The sequence below is a fragment of the Corynebacterium dentalis genome (genome assembly GCF_900232865.1).
GTDB classification, from domain to species: domain Bacteria; phylum Actinomycetota; class Actinomycetes; order Mycobacteriales; family Mycobacteriaceae; genus Corynebacterium; species Corynebacterium dentalis.
Genome location: NZ_OCTS01000002.1, coordinates 223585 through 236564 on the forward strand (window position 1 = coordinate 223585; position 12980 = coordinate 236564).

Consider the following 12980-nt stretch of genomic DNA (forward strand, 5'->3'; position numbering starts at 1 on the left):
TCGGGTTGCCTATCCCCGTGCACTTCCGGATGTTCGTATGATTCCGAATTTGTCACTACTGCATCACCACAGGCCCTTCTTCGTCTTCATCCACTAATGCACCTGCCGAAGGAATGTTCTCTCCCCATTCCACCGGATTCTGCAAGATCCACGTATCTTTGCCTCCGCCACCGCGAGAAGTGTTAACGATCAACGACCCCGCCGCAGCCGTCCGAGTTAACCCGGCAGGCACCGTGTGCGCAGTGAGCCTATGGGCGTTCACTGGCTGATCGGAGGCTTCCTGCTCACTTCGCGCAGGTCGCACATGAACGAACGCACGCAAATCCACGTGGCGGGGATGAATAACCTTATTACCTGTGGTGTCCTCACCATAAGTGGGCAACGTAGACAGACGAACCACGTCCTGAGCAATATAGCCTTCTGGGTTGTCCTTCAGTTCTTCAGCGCGCTGCGCCAGCACCTCGTCCGAACACTCTGGACCAATTGTGATGCCGTTTCCACCGTATCCATCCACTGGCTTGACTACCACTTCACCAAGTCGACTAAGCACCGCGTCAACTTCACCCGGCTTGTGACATAGGCACGTAGGAACCTGATCCAATAGCGGCTCTTCATCGAGGTAAAAGCGAATCATCTGCGGAACATAGGCATAGATGGCCTTGTCATCACCCACGCCATTGCCAAAGGCATTTGCAAAAAGCACCCGGTGACCGTTGAGGGCCTGCTCTAGGCCTGGGCCAAGCTTTTCTCCATTGAAACCTGTGGCTTCAAACAGCTGCTCCTTGGTGATGCGGATATAGACCACATCCAGGGGCCGCTCCTGCCCCTCGGCATCTCTGTAGTGCAGGTAACCATCGATCACGGCCAACTGGTCCGGCGTACACACCGGGGCACCGATCATCTCCGCGATACGTTGATGTTCAAACCACGCTGAATCAGTGTCACCAATGGACACGACTGCCAGCTGTGGATCCTGCGGGTTCTTCGCATTCTGCGGCACGGAGGCGCGCATTGTCTCCCTGATCATGGGGAACGCCTCTTCCGGGTCGTGCATGTCGTAGCCCTCCATGACCTCTCCAAAGAGCTCGCGGGAGATCTTTCGCATGGAGTGGGAAAATGTGATTCCCGACGGCACGCGCAGGTTATCCTCCAGCACGTACCAACGTCCTTCGTCCGTGCATACCAAGTCCATGCCACACACTTGTGCGCGGACGGAACCCGTGGGCTGCAGAAAGCCTGAGTCCTCGTACCCGGGTGCGCGCTGCAGGTCGAACTCGTCCACGACGCCAGCTTCAACGATCTTCTTCGGTCCGTACACATCGTCCAAAAAGGCATTGAGCGCCCGTGCGCGCTGCTCCAGACCTTCGGATAGGAACGTCCACGTCTCCGCGTTGATGATGCGAGGAATGAAGTCCATCGGGAACACCTGCGGCTCGTTCTCACCCGTGACGCGGAAGGTGATGCCTTCTTCGCGCTCCAAGTCTTCTGCGCGTGCGTTGCGCTCGTCTAGCTCCTGCAACCCGATTTCGGCGAACTTTTCCATGGCGAACGCGTAACGAGGGCGCGGGGTGCCGTCGGCAAAAAGGGCCTCATCCCACAACTTGGCCGCGGGGGAATTCGGGTCATACGCAGAAAACAGCTGCGCGTCCTCCGAAGGGGTGGCATCCGCATCGGGATCGTAGGTGGGTAGGGTCTCGTCGGAGAACTCCATGGTCACCAACGGGCTGGGAGCATCTTTGGGCTGCTCCTGAGGGGTTCCAGCCGAGGTAAACGTGTCATCTTTTGCAGGGCACATAACCTTCAAGGCTAGCGACTTGTTCCTGCACCGGCATGAAAGCTGGCATTGTTCGTGCAGATTCGACCAACAAAAACAAAACAAGCGGGGCACCACCTCGAAAGGTCATGCCCCGCTTGTGTGCAGGAAGTTTCAGCAGCTAGTGCTTACTTCTCCTCAGCAGCGTCCTCAGCCTTGTCAGCCTCTACTGCTTCAGCCTCAGCGGCCTCGTCGGTTGCGGTGTCAGCCTCAACCTCAGGAGCCTCCTCAGCCTTGGTCTCTTCAGCCTGTGCGGCCTCAGCCTTGTCTGCCTTCTTGGAAGCAGCGGCGCGGTTTGCGCGCTCAGCCTCGGTAGAAACCAGTGGCTCGGTGACCAGGGAAATCTGAGAGATTGGAGCGTTGTCGCCCTTGCGGTTCTCCAGCTTGATGATGCGGGTGTATCCGCCGTCACGGCCTTCGAACTTTGGAGCCAGCTCGTTGAACAGGTAAGCAACAACTTCCTTGTTCGGGATGAGCTTCAAGACGTTGCGACGGTCAGCCAGGGTGCCGCGCTTAGCCTTGGTGATCAGCTTCTCAGCGTATGGACGCAGCAGCTTAGCCTTTGCATCCGTGGTCTTGATGGCGCCGTGCTCGAACAGCTGTGCTGCCAAGTTGGACAGGATCTTCTTCTGGTGAGAAGCAGAACCTCCGAAACGGGCGCCCTTCTTTGGGGTAGGCATTAGTTCTCCTCGTGTGGGTGTTTAGTGAGCGCTTCGAAAAGCGACTTACTCCGCGATGTCTTCGCCCTCGGTGTCTACGAAATCGCCCGTTGCAGCGTCGTAGCCTTCGATCTCAGTGACATCGAAGCCCTCTGGGGCATCCTTCAAGCCCAGGCCAAGGCCGGCGAGCTTGATCTTCACTTCGTTGATGGACTTCTGACCAAAGTTGCGGATGTCCAGCAGATCGGACTCCGTGCGGGTGGCCAGCTCACCAACAGTGTGGATTTCCTCACGCTTGAGGCAGTTGTAAGAACGAACGGAGAAGTTCAGGTCCTCGATAGGCATGTTATAGGCAGCGATGTGCTCGGTCTCCTGTGGGGATGGACCGATCTCGATGCCCTCAGCCTCGTAGTTCAGCTCCTGTGCCAGTCCGAAGAGCTCCACCAGAGTCTTACCTGCAGATGCCATGGCATCGCGGGCGGTGATGGAGTTCTTGGTCTCTACATCCAGAATCAGCTTGTCGAAGTCCGTGCGCTGTTCCACACGGGTTGCCTCGACCTTGTAGCTGACCTTCAACACTGGGGAGTAGATCTGGTCCACAGGGATGCGGCCGATCTCGCTGGAAGCGGCTGCTGCAGGAACGTAGCCACGGCCACGCTCTACGATCAGCTCGATGTCCAGCTTGCCCTGGTCGTTGAGGGTAGCGATGTGCAGGTCCGGGTTGTGGACCTCTACTCCTGCGGGAGGAACAACATCGGCACCGGTGACGGCACCTGCGCCTTCCTTGCGGATGTACATCGTGACTGGCTCATCGGAATCGCTGGACAGAACCAGGGACTTGATGTTCAGGATGATGTCAGAGACATCTTCCTTCACGCCAGGGATGGTGGTGAACTCGTGGAGCACACCGTCGATACGCAGGGAGGTCACTGCTGCTCCGGGGATGGAGGACAGCAGGGTACGGCGCAGGGAGTTGCCGAGGGTGTAACCGAAGCCCGGCTCCAGTGGCTCGATGACGAACCGGGAGCGGGACTGATCGATGTATTCCTCGGTCAGTGATGGGCGCTGTGAGATAAGCATTGTCTGAAATTCTCCTTGTCGGCGACCGCTATTTGACGCCGGTAGAGGGGGAACCGCCTTTCACCCCACGGTGTGCAGCGAAAGTACGGCAACGGAGTAAAGCCGGGTTGTCTACTACTTGGAGTAGAGCTCGACGATGAGCTGCTCCTGCAGCGGCACGTCGATCTGAGCGCGCTCGGGCAGCTGGTGCACGAGGATGCGCAGAGTTGCCGGAACGACCTGCAGCCAGGCCGGTACGACAGTATCAACCAAACGGTCCTGAGCTTCTTCGAACCACAGCATCGAGCGAGACTTTTCGCGCACGTCGATGATGTCGTACTGAGAAACCTTGAAAGAAGGAACGTTGATGTTCTTTCCGTTCACGGTGAAGTGACCGTGGGACACCAGCTGACGAGCCTGACGGCGGGTGCGAGCCAGTCCTGCGCGGTACACGACGTTGTCCAAGCGAGACTCTAGGATGATGACCAGGTTGTCACCGGTCTTGCCAGCCTGGCGGTTAGCCTCAGCGTAGTAACGGCGGAACTGCTTCTCCAGCACGCCGTAGGTGTACTTAGCCTTCTGCTTCTCCTGAAGCTGCAGCAAGTACTCGGACTCCTTGATGCGAGCGCGTCCAGCCTGTCCCGGTGGGTACGGACGGCGCTCGAAGGAGCTATCGCCGCCGATGAGGTCGACGCGGAGGCGACGGGAGATACGGGTTGCGGGTCCGGTATAACGAGCCATTGTTTATCCCTATCCTTTCTGTGTGATCTTTAGACGCGACGACGCTTTGGAGGGCGGCAGCCATTGTGTGGCTGCGGCGTAACGTCTGCGATCGTGCCGACCTCGAGGCCAGCGGTGGACAGGGAACGGATGGCGGTCTCGCGGCCAGAGCCTGGGCCCTTAACGAAAACGTCAACCTTCTTCATGCCGTGCTCCATTGCCTTGCGGGCAGCGGACTCAGCAGCCATCTGGGCAGCGAATGGGGTGGACTTACGGGATCCCTTGAAGCCGACGTGGCCGGAGGATGCCCAGGAAATCACAGCGCCCTTCGGGTCCGTGATGGACACGATGGTGTTGTTGAAGGTGGACTTGATGTAGGCGTGGCCATTAACCACGTTCTTCTTGACGACGCGACGGCCGGTACGGCGAGCGCCGGAACGAGTCTTAGGAGGCATTACTTCTTCTTTCCTGCGATCGTCTTCTTAGGACCCTTACGGGTACGGGCATTGGTCTTGGTGCGCTGACCGCGAACCGGCAAACCACGACGGTGGCGCAGGCCCTGGTAGGAACCAATCTCGATCTTGCGGCGGATATCGGCCTGAATCTCGCGGCGGAGGTCACCCTCCACCTTCCAGGTGTTCTCAATCACGTCACGCAGAGCGGACAGCTGCTCGTCGGTGAGGTCCTTGGAGCGAAGGTCAGGAGAGATGCCGGTCTTTTCCAGCAGCTCTGCGGAACGGGCTGGGCCGATTCCGAAAATGTAGGTGAGTGCAACCTCCATGCGCTTATCGCGTGGGAGGTCCACACCAGCAAGGCGTGCCATAGGGCATTTCCTTCCGGATAATTGCGGCGGTTTTCTCCATACTCGTCCCGTTCAAAAACCACCAGCACTTGGTGCCGATGAGTGTTTTACGGGCTCTGGCCACCGCGGCCAAAGGTAGTTATCGGGGCTTGGCTTACGCACAAAAGCACACGGCGATTGCACGCAGGAAATGACCCCGAATGGATGTATGGAGGCTTACAGTATGAGTCTCACATAGCCCGTTGGCCAGCAATAACTGGTCAACGTTGTTTACTTGTAGCGGTAAACGATACGCCCACGGGTCAGGTCGTATGGGGAAAGCTCAACCACTACGCGATCCTCTGGGAGGATGCGGATGTAGTGCTGACGCATCTTGCCGGAGATGTGTGCGAGCACCTTGTGCCCGTTATCCAGCTCAACGCGGAACATCGCATTTGGCAAAGGCTCGACAATGCGGCCCTCGACCTCGATGGCGCCTTCCTTCTTAGCCATAAACTTCCTAACAACCTGGTGGTAAACGTATATTTTCCGCCACAGTCTGCGCGATCTCAGTCGCGTTTATGTGAGCGTTTGTCGTAGTAAGATCGTTGTCTCACAAGACAAAGGGAGACTTTACGCCCTTTTCCCTGCTCATGACAAATAAGTGTGCTCACCTTGTGGCCTAGGCCCCCGCACGTCCGGTGCGGCTCTAGCGGCGCGGCGTGAGAATCCGCGGTCCCCCAGCGGTCGCCGCCACGGTGTGCTCCCAGTGCGCGGCGTGCGAACCATCGACCGTCACCACGGACCAATCATCTTCCAGCACCACGGAATCCTCGGTGCCCAGCGTCAGCATCGGCTCGATAGCCAGCACGGAACCTTCCTGAATCACCGGTCCACGCCCCGGCTTGCCCTCGTTGGCCAAGAACGGATCCTCGTGCATGGTGTGCCCGATGCCGTGCCCGCCGTATCCATCGACGATGTATAGATCGACGCCAAACTTCTTCTCCGCCTCATACGTGGCCTTTTCCAATGCCCAGGACACATCCGTGAGTCGGTTACCGGGGACCATCGCCTTCAGACCTTCCATCAGGACCCACTCCGTGGCCTCGTTGAGCAAGCGCACGTCCTCGGCCAACTCCCCCACGCCGAATGACCAGGCGCTATCACCCACCCATCCCCCGAGTGTGGCGCCGCAATCCACACTGACCAGGTCGCCGTCTTTGAGCACCACGTCATCGGAGGGAATGCCGTGCACGATCATCTCATTGACCGACGAGCAGATAGAGCCCGGAAACCCCTGGTAGCCCTTGAACGTCGGCACGGCACCTGCGCTACGGATCACGTCCTCTGCGATCTTGTCCAGATCCAGCGTGGTCATCCCCGGCTTCACGGCCGCGCGCACTGCCTGCAACGCGTCACCGACGATCTTGCCCGCAGCCTCCATGGCATCCAGTTGCTCGGGAGTCTTGGCGGCGATCGCCTTGGTCTTTTTTCTAAAGCCCATGGGTGGGTGCGTCCTATCTGCGGGTTGTTGTTTTTTTCTTCCCGACGCCATGCGCGCGATCGATCGAGGCTGGCGTCGAAAAGAAAAGGAAGGGAAATGAAAAACCACGCCCGGCCAGGAAGATCACTGACGAGGCGCGGCGGGTGAGACCCAAAAAGGCTAGTTGCCCAGGGCATCCAAGGTGGTGGTGGAGATATCTTCCACGGAACCTTCGGCGTCGATGTTGACCAGGATGTCCTCATAGTGCTTGATCAGAGGAGCGGTCTCATCGCGGTAGACCTCGAGGCGGGTGCGGATGGTGTCCTCGTTGTCATCATTGCGACCACGGGCGAGCATGCGCTCCACCACGACGTCCTCGGAGACAACGTAGTTGACCACGGCGTCCAGCGATGTGCCGGACTTGGACAGCATCTCTTCCAGCAGTTCGGCCTGCTCGATGGTGCGTGGGAAGCCGTCGAGGAGGAAGCCGTTCTGGGCGTCGTCCTCGTTCAGGCGATCCTGAACCATCTTCGCGGTGACCTCGGTGGGAACCAGCTTGCCGGCATCCATGAATTCCTGAGCTTGCTTGCCCAGATCGGTGCCGTTGCTGATGTTCGCGCGGAACAAATCGCCGGTGGAAATGTGTGGGATCTTCAGGGAATCGGACAGCAGTGCTGCCTGGGTGCCCTTGCCGGCTCCGGGAGGGCCGAGGAGAACTAGTCTCATTTCAGGAATCCTTCGTAGTTAGCTTGCATGACCTGGGACTCGATCTGCTTCACGGTGGTCAACGCGACAGACACCAGAATCAGAATCGCAGTGCCACCAAACGGCATGGAACCGTTGGCCGATGCTGAGGTCTGGACACCCATGTTAATCAGGATGTTCGGCAGGATGGCAATGAGGCCCAAGTAGATGGAACCCACCACCAGCAGACGGTTCATCACATAACCCAAGTACTCGGCGGTCGGACGGCCGGGGCGGATGCCGGGGATGAAGCCACCGTACTTCTTCATGTTGTCTGCCTGATCGTACGGATCGTACTGCACGGAGACGTAGAAGAAGGAGAAGAAGATGATCAGCAGCAAGTAGACCGCGATGTAGGCCCAGTTAGATGGGTCTGTCAGCGCGCTGATGACCGTGCGGTTCCACCAGTTGTCCTGATTCTGCGCGGCGGCGGAATCATTGGACTGGATGATCTGGGTGATCAAGATGGGGACGGTCAGCAGGGAGGACGCGAAGATCACTGGGATCACGCCAGCTTGGTTGACCTTCAGTGGCAAGTAGGTGGAGGTCTCGCCGTACTGGCGGCGGCCAATCATGCGCTTAGCGTACTGCACCGGAATGCGGCGCTGGCCCTGCTCGATGAAGACCACGCCCACCACGAGGATCAGCACACCCACGATCACCGCGCCGAACTTGAAGCCACCACCGGAGGACAGGATGGTCGCGCCCTCAGCAGGCAGCATGGTGGCGATACCTGCGGTAATCAGCAGGGACATGCCGTTGCCCACGCCACGGTCGGTGATCAGCTCGCCCATCCACATCAGCAGCACAGCACCGGAGGTCATGATCAGCACCATGACCACCAAGCCGAACACGCCAACGTTGTCCTTCAGCACAGGGATGCCCTGGCCCAGCAATTGCTGACGGTCCGCCAGAGCGACGATGCCGGAGGACTGCAGCAGCGCCAGCGCCACCGTCAGATAACGGGTGTATTCCGTCATCTTGGCTTGGCCGGACTGGCCCTCCTTCTTCAACTGCTCAAACTTAGGGATCACGACTGTGAGCAACTGAATGATGATGGAGGCCGTGATGTACGGCATGATGCCCACCGCGAAGATGGACAGCTGCAGCAGCGCGCCGCCAGAGAACAGGTTGATTAGAGAATAGACCGCCGATTGCTCGGTCAGATCGCTAATCTGCTGCGTAATTCGGGCGTAATCCACACCAGGTGTTGGGATCTGGGCGCCGATGCGATAAAGGATGACCAACGCAATAGTGAAGAGAATCTTCTTGCGGAGATCAACATTTTTGAACGCCGAGACGATGGCGGACAAACTAGCCTCCTGGGTATTTGGTACGGCATTTCGGCGCGCCCCGCGTGGGTGGTGCGGCGGCTGGCCAAAATTCGGCCGATGTACAACCCCCGAATAGTATCAGGCGCGCGGGACACTCGATAGTCTGACGGCCGATTTAGCCGTCCGCTTAACGCGTTCTTATCGCTTCCCTACCGACCGAGCAATTCTTCACGGATTAAGAACGGGTTCTGCTTGGTTTTGTTCTTCTTTCCCGCTTTTGCGTTTCGAGTATGCAGTTTTTCGACGTCAGACTTCGCTACCTCTTGCACGTCGTCCAACCACTGCTGCCTTTTCGCTGCCGAGGACGTACGGACCGGCGAATACCTCGTGACCGAAACCGGCTTAAAGCCGCAGAAGCGCAGCGTGGACTGAGCCACCTGCTTGACCGTAGGCCTGCCCTGCAACAGCGTTAAGTACCACCCCGGCGAATCGGCAGTCATCACGAATCGGGCGGAACGTCCGCCGAAGTGTCCGTGTGGCAAGCCATGATCGTCATAGTGGTACGCCCACTTGGCCTCGAGTGTTCGGTCGAAAAATCCCTTCAGCAGCGCGGGAGTGGAACCCCACCACAGTGGCGCCAAAATCACCAGGTGATCGCTCTCGTCCAGAGCCTTCTGTGTTTCCTTCAGATCGGGCTCTAGTTCCTGCGTTCCTCGGTAGCCGAGGTGCAGGATCGGGTCAAAGTCCAGCGCGTGCAGATTGATACGCTGCACAGTTGCTCCAGCTTGTTGTGCAGCGTCTGCATACAGCGCAGCCAGCTGACTGGTGAATGATTCCGGATTGGGGTGACCGTTGATCACCAAGATGTTCGGCATGAGTGAGCCCTTCGGTGGGATATGCGGTGGCTTGTGACTACATTTAGACAGTGTCTAGATTGCACGCCTTTAAGGCTGTACTAGGATCTTGACTGTGTCAAGTTCAACGGAAAAGTCCTACCACCACGGCCGGCTCCTCGAAGATCTCCGCGCCACTGGGTTCGACATGCTCACCGAGCATCCCGCCAGCAGAATCAGCATGCGGGAACTCGCCCGCCGCGCTGGAGTGAGCCACCAGGCGCCCTATCACCACTTCAGCGATAAAAAAGCGCTGCTCGAGGACTTAAGCACGGAATGCATGCGCCGGTTTGGCGTTGAACAAGAAGCAGCCGTACACGCGGCGCACGGAGGAATAGCTGCCTTGCGGGCCCAAGGACTCGCCTACATCCGCTTCGCAGCGCGCTACCCGCACGCGTTCGCCTTGATCTACGATCCAGCGGTGTGCGACCCGGGTAATCCAGGGCCAGAGAAGCAGGTTCAAATCGACCGGGTGGAGGCGCTACTGCGGGAGACCGCGGGGCGGGCGCAGGACGAGGGCATGTTCGCCGCGACCGACTCTGCCGAATTGACCACGATGGTGTGGGGCCTGGTGCACGGGCTCGCGCAACTAGTGACGGCGGGACACCTGCCGCTGGAGGAGGCGGAAGCATCCGTGACAGCGCTGGCTGCAGAGCGATAACGCAGCAAAAAGCGCCCCACACCTTCACAGGTGCGGGGCGCTCTCTCGCTCAGCCGCGCGCAGCGGCCAAACAGTTAGACCTTAAGCCTCGGTGACGGAGCCACCTGCAGCCTCGATCTTCTCCTTGGCAGACTTGGAGAACTTCTGAGCGGTGACGTTCAGCTTTGCGCTGATGTCTCCGTTGCCCAGAACCTTCACCGGCTGCTTCGGACGGCACAGGCCTGCAGCAACGATGTCTGCTACTGCAACATCGCCGCCATTAGGGAATGCCTTTTCCAGGTCCTCAACGTTGACTACCTGGAAGACAACCTTTGCTGGGTTCTTGAAGCCCTTGAGCTTCGGCAAGCGCATGTGCAGTGGCATTTGGCCACCCTCAAACGCTGCAGAAACCTGCTTACGAGCCCGAGTACCCTTGGTACCACGACCAGCGGTCTTACCCTTGGATGCCTCACCACGACCGACACGGGTCTTGGCCTTGTTGGCACCCTTTGCTGGGCGGAGGTCGTGGAGCTTAATTGGATCGCTCATTTTTACTCTCCTGCCACTTCTTCGACCTCAACCATGTGGCGCACGGTGTTGATCTGTCCGCGGACGATTGGAGAATCCTCACGTACCACAGACTGACCGATGCGCTTCAGGCCGAGTGAGCGCATAGACTCGCGCTGCTTTGGCTTGGTTGCGACGATGCCCTTCAACTGGGTGATCTTCAGAGCCATTGCTTATGCCCCCTGTCCTGCAGCACGTGCACGCAGCATTGCTGCTGGAGCAACCTCTTCGAGGGACTTGCCACGACGAGCGGCAACTTCCTCTGGGCGTACGAGCTGCTTCAGGCCGTCCACAGTTGCGTGGACAACGTTGATTGCGTTGTCAGAGCCGAGGGACTTGGACAGAATGTCCTGCACGCCGGCACATTCCAGAACTGGACGTGCAGCGCCACCGGCGATAACACCGGTACCTGGAGCAGCTGGCTTCATCATGACGATGCCGGCTGCAGCCTCACCCTGAACTGGGTGAGTGATGGTGCCGTTGATCATTGGCACACGGAAGAAGTTCTTGCGAGCCTCTTCTGCGCCCTTCTGAATTGCGGCAGGAACTTCCTTGGCCTTGCCGTAGCCCACGCCGACCATGCCCTGGCCGTCGCCGACGATGACCAGTGCGGTGAAGCTGAAGCGACGTCCACCCTTAACCACCTTGGACACGCGGTTAATGGTTACGACGCGCTCGATGTACTGGTTGCGCTCGTCCTGCTGCTGGTTGCGACGATCGTTGCGACGGTCGTTGTTACGGCCGTCACGATCGTTGCGGCGGTCGTTGTTACGGCCGTCGCGGTTGTTGTCGTTGTTCTCGGCGGAGCGTCCGCCGTTACGTTCACGTCCCGACATCACGCGTTCCTTCCGTTGGTGTTGTAGTTAGCGGTGATCATTAGAACTTCAGACCACCTTCGCGGGCGGCGTCTGCCAGTGCGGCGACGCGACCGTGGTACTTGTAGCCAGCGCGGTCGAAAACGACTGCTTCGATGCCAGCGGCCTTAGCGCGCTCCGCGATCAGTTGACCCACCTTTGCTCCGCGTGCCTTCTTGTCACCCTCGAGGGAACGCACATCTGGCTCCATCGTGGACGCCGCGACCAGGGTGTGGCCAGCGGTGTCGTCGATGACCTGAACGTGCATGTGACGAGAGGTACGGTGCACAACGAGACGTGGAGTCTCTGGGGTGCCGGACAGGGTCTTGCGGATACGGAAGTGGCGACGTGCGCGAGCGTTGCGACGGCGGGTGGAGATGTCCTTGCCCACCGGCAAACGCTGGCCTTCCTTGTTCGTTGCGTTGTTGCTCATTACTTACCCGTCTTTCCATCCTTGCGACGGACCTGCTCGCCTTCGTAACGGATGCCCTTACCCTTGTATGGGTCATCCTTCCGCAGCCGGCGGATGTTAGCGGCGATCTGTCCAACCTGCTGCTTGTTGATGCCTTCGATGGAGAACTTGGTGTTTCCGTCGACGGCAAACTTGATGCCCTCAGGCGCCTCAATCAGGACTGGGTGAGAGTAGCCCAGTGCGAACTCCAGGTTCTGGCCCTTGAGCTGCACACGGTAACCCACACCGAAGATTTCCATCTTGATGGTGTAGCCATTGGTAACGCCCTCGACCATGTTGTTGATCAAGGAGCGGGACAGGCCGTGCAGGGAACGGTTCTTGCGGTGGTCATCGGGGCGGGAGACGACGAGTTCTTCGCCTTCCTGAGCCACGGTGATTGGTGCCGGAATCTCCTGAGCCAGGGTGCCCTTAGGACCCTTGACTTCAACGTTCTGGCCGTTGATGGTGACGGTGACGCCAGAGGGTACGGTCACCGGTGCCTTGCCAATACGAGACATGGTTAAACCTCCTCTTACCAGACGTAGGCGAGGACTTCTCCGCCCACGCCCTTGTTGTTGGCCTCACGATCAGTCAGCAGACCCTGGGACGTGGAAATAATAGCCACGCCCAGGCCACCGAGAACCTTTGGCAGATTAGTGGACTTTGCGTAAACGCGCAGACCTGGCTTGGAAACACGGCGCACGCCAGCGATGGAACGCTCGCGAGATGGGCCGTACTTCAGGTTAAGCTCCAGGGTCTTGCCGACGGTCTCGTCGTTAACGGAGTAGTCGGCGATGTAGCCTTCCTGCTTCAAGATTTCGGCGATGTTGGCCTTGATCTTGGAGGATGGCATAGACACGGTGTCGTGGAACGCATTGTTTGCGTTGCGCACTCGTGACAACATGTCCGCAATCGGATCAGTCATGGTCATGTGAAGTGACCTGTTGCCTTTCTCGTTACGGTTCCCGTGCTCACCCTTGATGAATCGCGTGTACCGCACGATCGCTGGCTACTCACGCTCCGCCTAGCTCAGTAGTTAGGG

Annotated in this window: 18 protein-coding genes; 1 reads left to right on the top strand and 17 read right to left on the bottom strand. The window is 58.7% G+C overall.

The features are described from left to right. Positions 1-55 precede the first annotated feature (55 nt). From CS919_RS02605 to CS919_RS02655, 11 genes are all read right to left on the bottom strand, one after another. The gene (locus CS919_RS02605; protein WP_099297933.1) at positions 56-1795 is read right to left on the bottom strand and encodes a circularly permuted type 2 ATP-grasp protein; all 1740 of its coding nucleotides are present in this window, start codon (positions 1793-1795) and stop codon (positions 56-58) included. A gap of 146 nt (positions 1796-1941) precedes the next feature. After that, positions 1942-2493, bottom strand: coding sequence for a 50S ribosomal protein L17 (gene rplQ, locus CS919_RS02610; RefSeq protein WP_099297934.1), 552 nt, complete (start codon positions 2491-2493; stop codon positions 1942-1944). A 45-nt stretch (positions 2494-2538) separates the two neighbouring features. After that, entirely contained in the window at positions 2539-3552 is a 1014-nt protein-coding gene (locus tag CS919_RS02615) for a DNA-directed RNA polymerase subunit alpha (protein ID WP_099297935.1), read from the bottom strand. Between the two features lie 114 nt (positions 3553-3666). After that, on the bottom strand, positions 3667-4272 hold the full coding sequence (gene rpsD, locus CS919_RS02620; protein ID WP_099297936.1) for a 30S ribosomal protein S4: 606 nt from the start codon (positions 4270-4272) through the stop codon (positions 3667-3669). A gap of 29 nt (positions 4273-4301) precedes the next feature. Further along, positions 4302-4706 (bottom strand): 30S ribosomal protein S11, encoded by a 405-nt coding sequence (gene rpsK / locus CS919_RS02625; protein ID WP_099297937.1) that lies wholly within the window; start codon positions 4704-4706, stop codon positions 4302-4304. Further along, positions 4706-5074, bottom strand: coding sequence for a 30S ribosomal protein S13 (rpsM, locus tag CS919_RS02630; RefSeq protein WP_099297938.1), 369 nt, complete (start codon positions 5072-5074; stop codon positions 4706-4708). The genes rpsK and rpsM overlap by 1 nt, the downstream gene beginning before the upstream one ends. Before the next feature lie 249 nt (positions 5075-5323). Continuing rightward, positions 5324-5545, bottom strand: coding sequence for a translation initiation factor IF-1 (gene infA, locus CS919_RS02635; protein WP_005519800.1), 222 nt, complete (start codon positions 5543-5545; stop codon positions 5324-5326). 196 nt (positions 5546-5741) lie between these two features. Further along, positions 5742-6536, bottom strand: a complete 795-nt coding sequence (gene map, locus CS919_RS02640) for a type I methionyl aminopeptidase (RefSeq protein ID WP_099297939.1) — start codon at positions 6534-6536, stop codon at positions 5742-5744. 159 nt (positions 6537-6695) lie between these two features. After that, positions 6696-7241, bottom strand: a complete 546-nt coding sequence (locus CS919_RS02645) for an adenylate kinase (RefSeq protein WP_099297940.1) — start codon at positions 7239-7241, stop codon at positions 6696-6698. Continuing rightward, positions 7238-8572, bottom strand: a complete 1335-nt coding sequence (gene secY, locus CS919_RS02650; protein ID WP_099297941.1) for a preprotein translocase subunit SecY — start codon at positions 8570-8572, stop codon at positions 7238-7240. The genes CS919_RS02645 and secY overlap by 4 nt, the downstream gene beginning before the upstream one ends. Positions 8573-8742: 170 nt before the next feature. Then, positions 8743-9408 carry an NAD(P)H-dependent oxidoreductase gene (locus tag CS919_RS02655; RefSeq protein WP_099297942.1) on the bottom strand — a complete coding sequence of 222 codons (666 nt, stop codon included), beginning with the start codon at positions 9406-9408 and terminating at the stop codon, positions 8743-8745. 94 nt (positions 9409-9502) lie between these two features. On the opposite strand from CS919_RS02655, the gene CS919_RS02660 reads away from it, so the two are divergent. Beyond that, positions 9503-10087 (top strand): TetR/AcrR family transcriptional regulator, encoded by a 585-nt coding sequence (locus tag CS919_RS02660; RefSeq protein WP_099297943.1) that lies wholly within the window; start codon positions 9503-9505, stop codon positions 10085-10087. 81 nt (positions 10088-10168) lie between these two features. Here the strand turns inward: CS919_RS02660 and rplO are convergent, their stop codons facing one another. The 6 genes from rplO to rpsH are packed head-to-tail and all read right to left on the bottom strand — an operon-like array spanning position 10169 to position 12869. After that, complete coding sequence (rplO, locus tag CS919_RS02665; RefSeq protein WP_099297944.1) at positions 10169-10615, bottom strand: 50S ribosomal protein L15; 447 nt, start codon at positions 10613-10615, stop codon at positions 10169-10171. Positions 10616-10617: 2 nt separating this feature from the next. Further along, the gene (rpmD, locus tag CS919_RS02670; RefSeq protein WP_099297945.1) at positions 10618-10803 is read right to left on the bottom strand and encodes a 50S ribosomal protein L30; all 186 of its coding nucleotides are present in this window, start codon (positions 10801-10803) and stop codon (positions 10618-10620) included. A 3-nt stretch (positions 10804-10806) separates the two neighbouring features. Then, a complete protein-coding gene (gene rpsE, locus CS919_RS02675; protein ID WP_099297946.1) occupies positions 10807-11469 on the bottom strand; it encodes a 30S ribosomal protein S5 in 663 nt (220 codons plus the stop codon). Positions 11470-11509: 40 nt separating this feature from the next. Further along, positions 11510-11920 (bottom strand): 50S ribosomal protein L18, encoded by a 411-nt coding sequence (gene rplR / locus CS919_RS02680; RefSeq protein WP_099297947.1) that lies wholly within the window; start codon positions 11918-11920, stop codon positions 11510-11512. Then, positions 11920-12456, bottom strand: coding sequence for a 50S ribosomal protein L6 (rplF, locus tag CS919_RS02685; RefSeq protein WP_099297948.1), 537 nt, complete (start codon positions 12454-12456; stop codon positions 11920-11922). Before rplF ends, rplR begins: the two co-directional genes overlap by 1 nt. A gap of 14 nt (positions 12457-12470) precedes the next feature. Next, positions 12471-12869 (bottom strand): 30S ribosomal protein S8, encoded by a 399-nt coding sequence (gene rpsH / locus CS919_RS02690; RefSeq protein ID WP_034986964.1) that lies wholly within the window; start codon positions 12867-12869, stop codon positions 12471-12473. Positions 12870-12980: the final 111 nt, after the last annotated feature.

Bases quoted from the DNA above. Each gene is read 5' to 3' on its own strand.
- infA (WP_005519800.1), bottom strand. From the start codon at position 5,545: ATGGCTAAGAAGGAAGGCGCCATCGAGGTCGAGGGCCGCATTGTCGAG.
- rpsM (WP_099297938.1), bottom strand. From the start codon at position 5,074: ATGGCACGCCTTGCTGGTGTGGACCTCCCACGCGATAAGCGCATGGAG.
- rplR (WP_099297947.1), bottom strand. From the start codon at position 11,920: ATGAGCAACAACGCAACGAACAAGGAAGGCCAGCGTTTGCCGGTGGGC.
- CS919_RS02605 (WP_099297933.1), bottom strand. From the start codon at position 1,795: ATGTGCCCTGCAAAAGATGACACGTTTACCTCGGCTGGAACCCCTCAG.
- rplO (WP_099297944.1), bottom strand. From the start codon at position 10,615: ATGAGCGATCCAATTAAGCTCCACGACCTCCGCCCAGCAAAGGGTGCC.
- rplF (WP_099297948.1), bottom strand. From the start codon at position 12,456: ATGTCTCGTATTGGCAAGGCACCGGTGACCGTACCCTCTGGCGTCACC.
- rpsH (WP_034986964.1), bottom strand. From the start codon at position 12,869: ATGACCATGACTGATCCGATTGCGGACATGTTGTCACGAGTGCGCAAC.
- CS919_RS02645 (WP_099297940.1), bottom strand. From the start codon at position 7,241: ATGAGACTAGTTCTCCTCGGCCCTCCCGGAGCCGGCAAGGGCACCCAG.
- rpsE (WP_099297946.1), bottom strand. From the start codon at position 11,469: ATGTCGGGACGTGAACGTAACGGCGGACGCTCCGCCGAGAACAACGAC.
- rpsK (WP_099297937.1), bottom strand. From the start codon at position 4,706: ATGCCTCCTAAGACTCGTTCCGGCGCTCGCCGTACCGGCCGTCGCGTC.
- rplQ (WP_099297934.1), bottom strand. From the start codon at position 2,493: ATGCCTACCCCAAAGAAGGGCGCCCGTTTCGGAGGTTCTGCTTCTCAC.
- rpmD (WP_099297945.1), bottom strand. From the start codon at position 10,803: ATGGCTCTGAAGATCACCCAGTTGAAGGGCATCGTCGCAACCAAGCCA.
- CS919_RS02655 (WP_099297942.1), bottom strand. From the start codon at position 9,408: ATGCCGAACATCTTGGTGATCAACGGTCACCCCAATCCGGAATCATTC.
- rpsD (WP_099297936.1), bottom strand. From the start codon at position 4,272: ATGGCTCGTTATACCGGACCCGCAACCCGTATCTCCCGTCGCCTCCGC.
- CS919_RS02615 (WP_099297935.1), bottom strand. From the start codon at position 3,552: ATGCTTATCTCACAGCGCCCATCACTGACCGAGGAATACATCGATCAG.
- map (WP_099297939.1), bottom strand. From the start codon at position 6,536: ATGGGCTTTAGAAAAAAGACCAAGGCGATCGCCGCCAAGACTCCCGAG.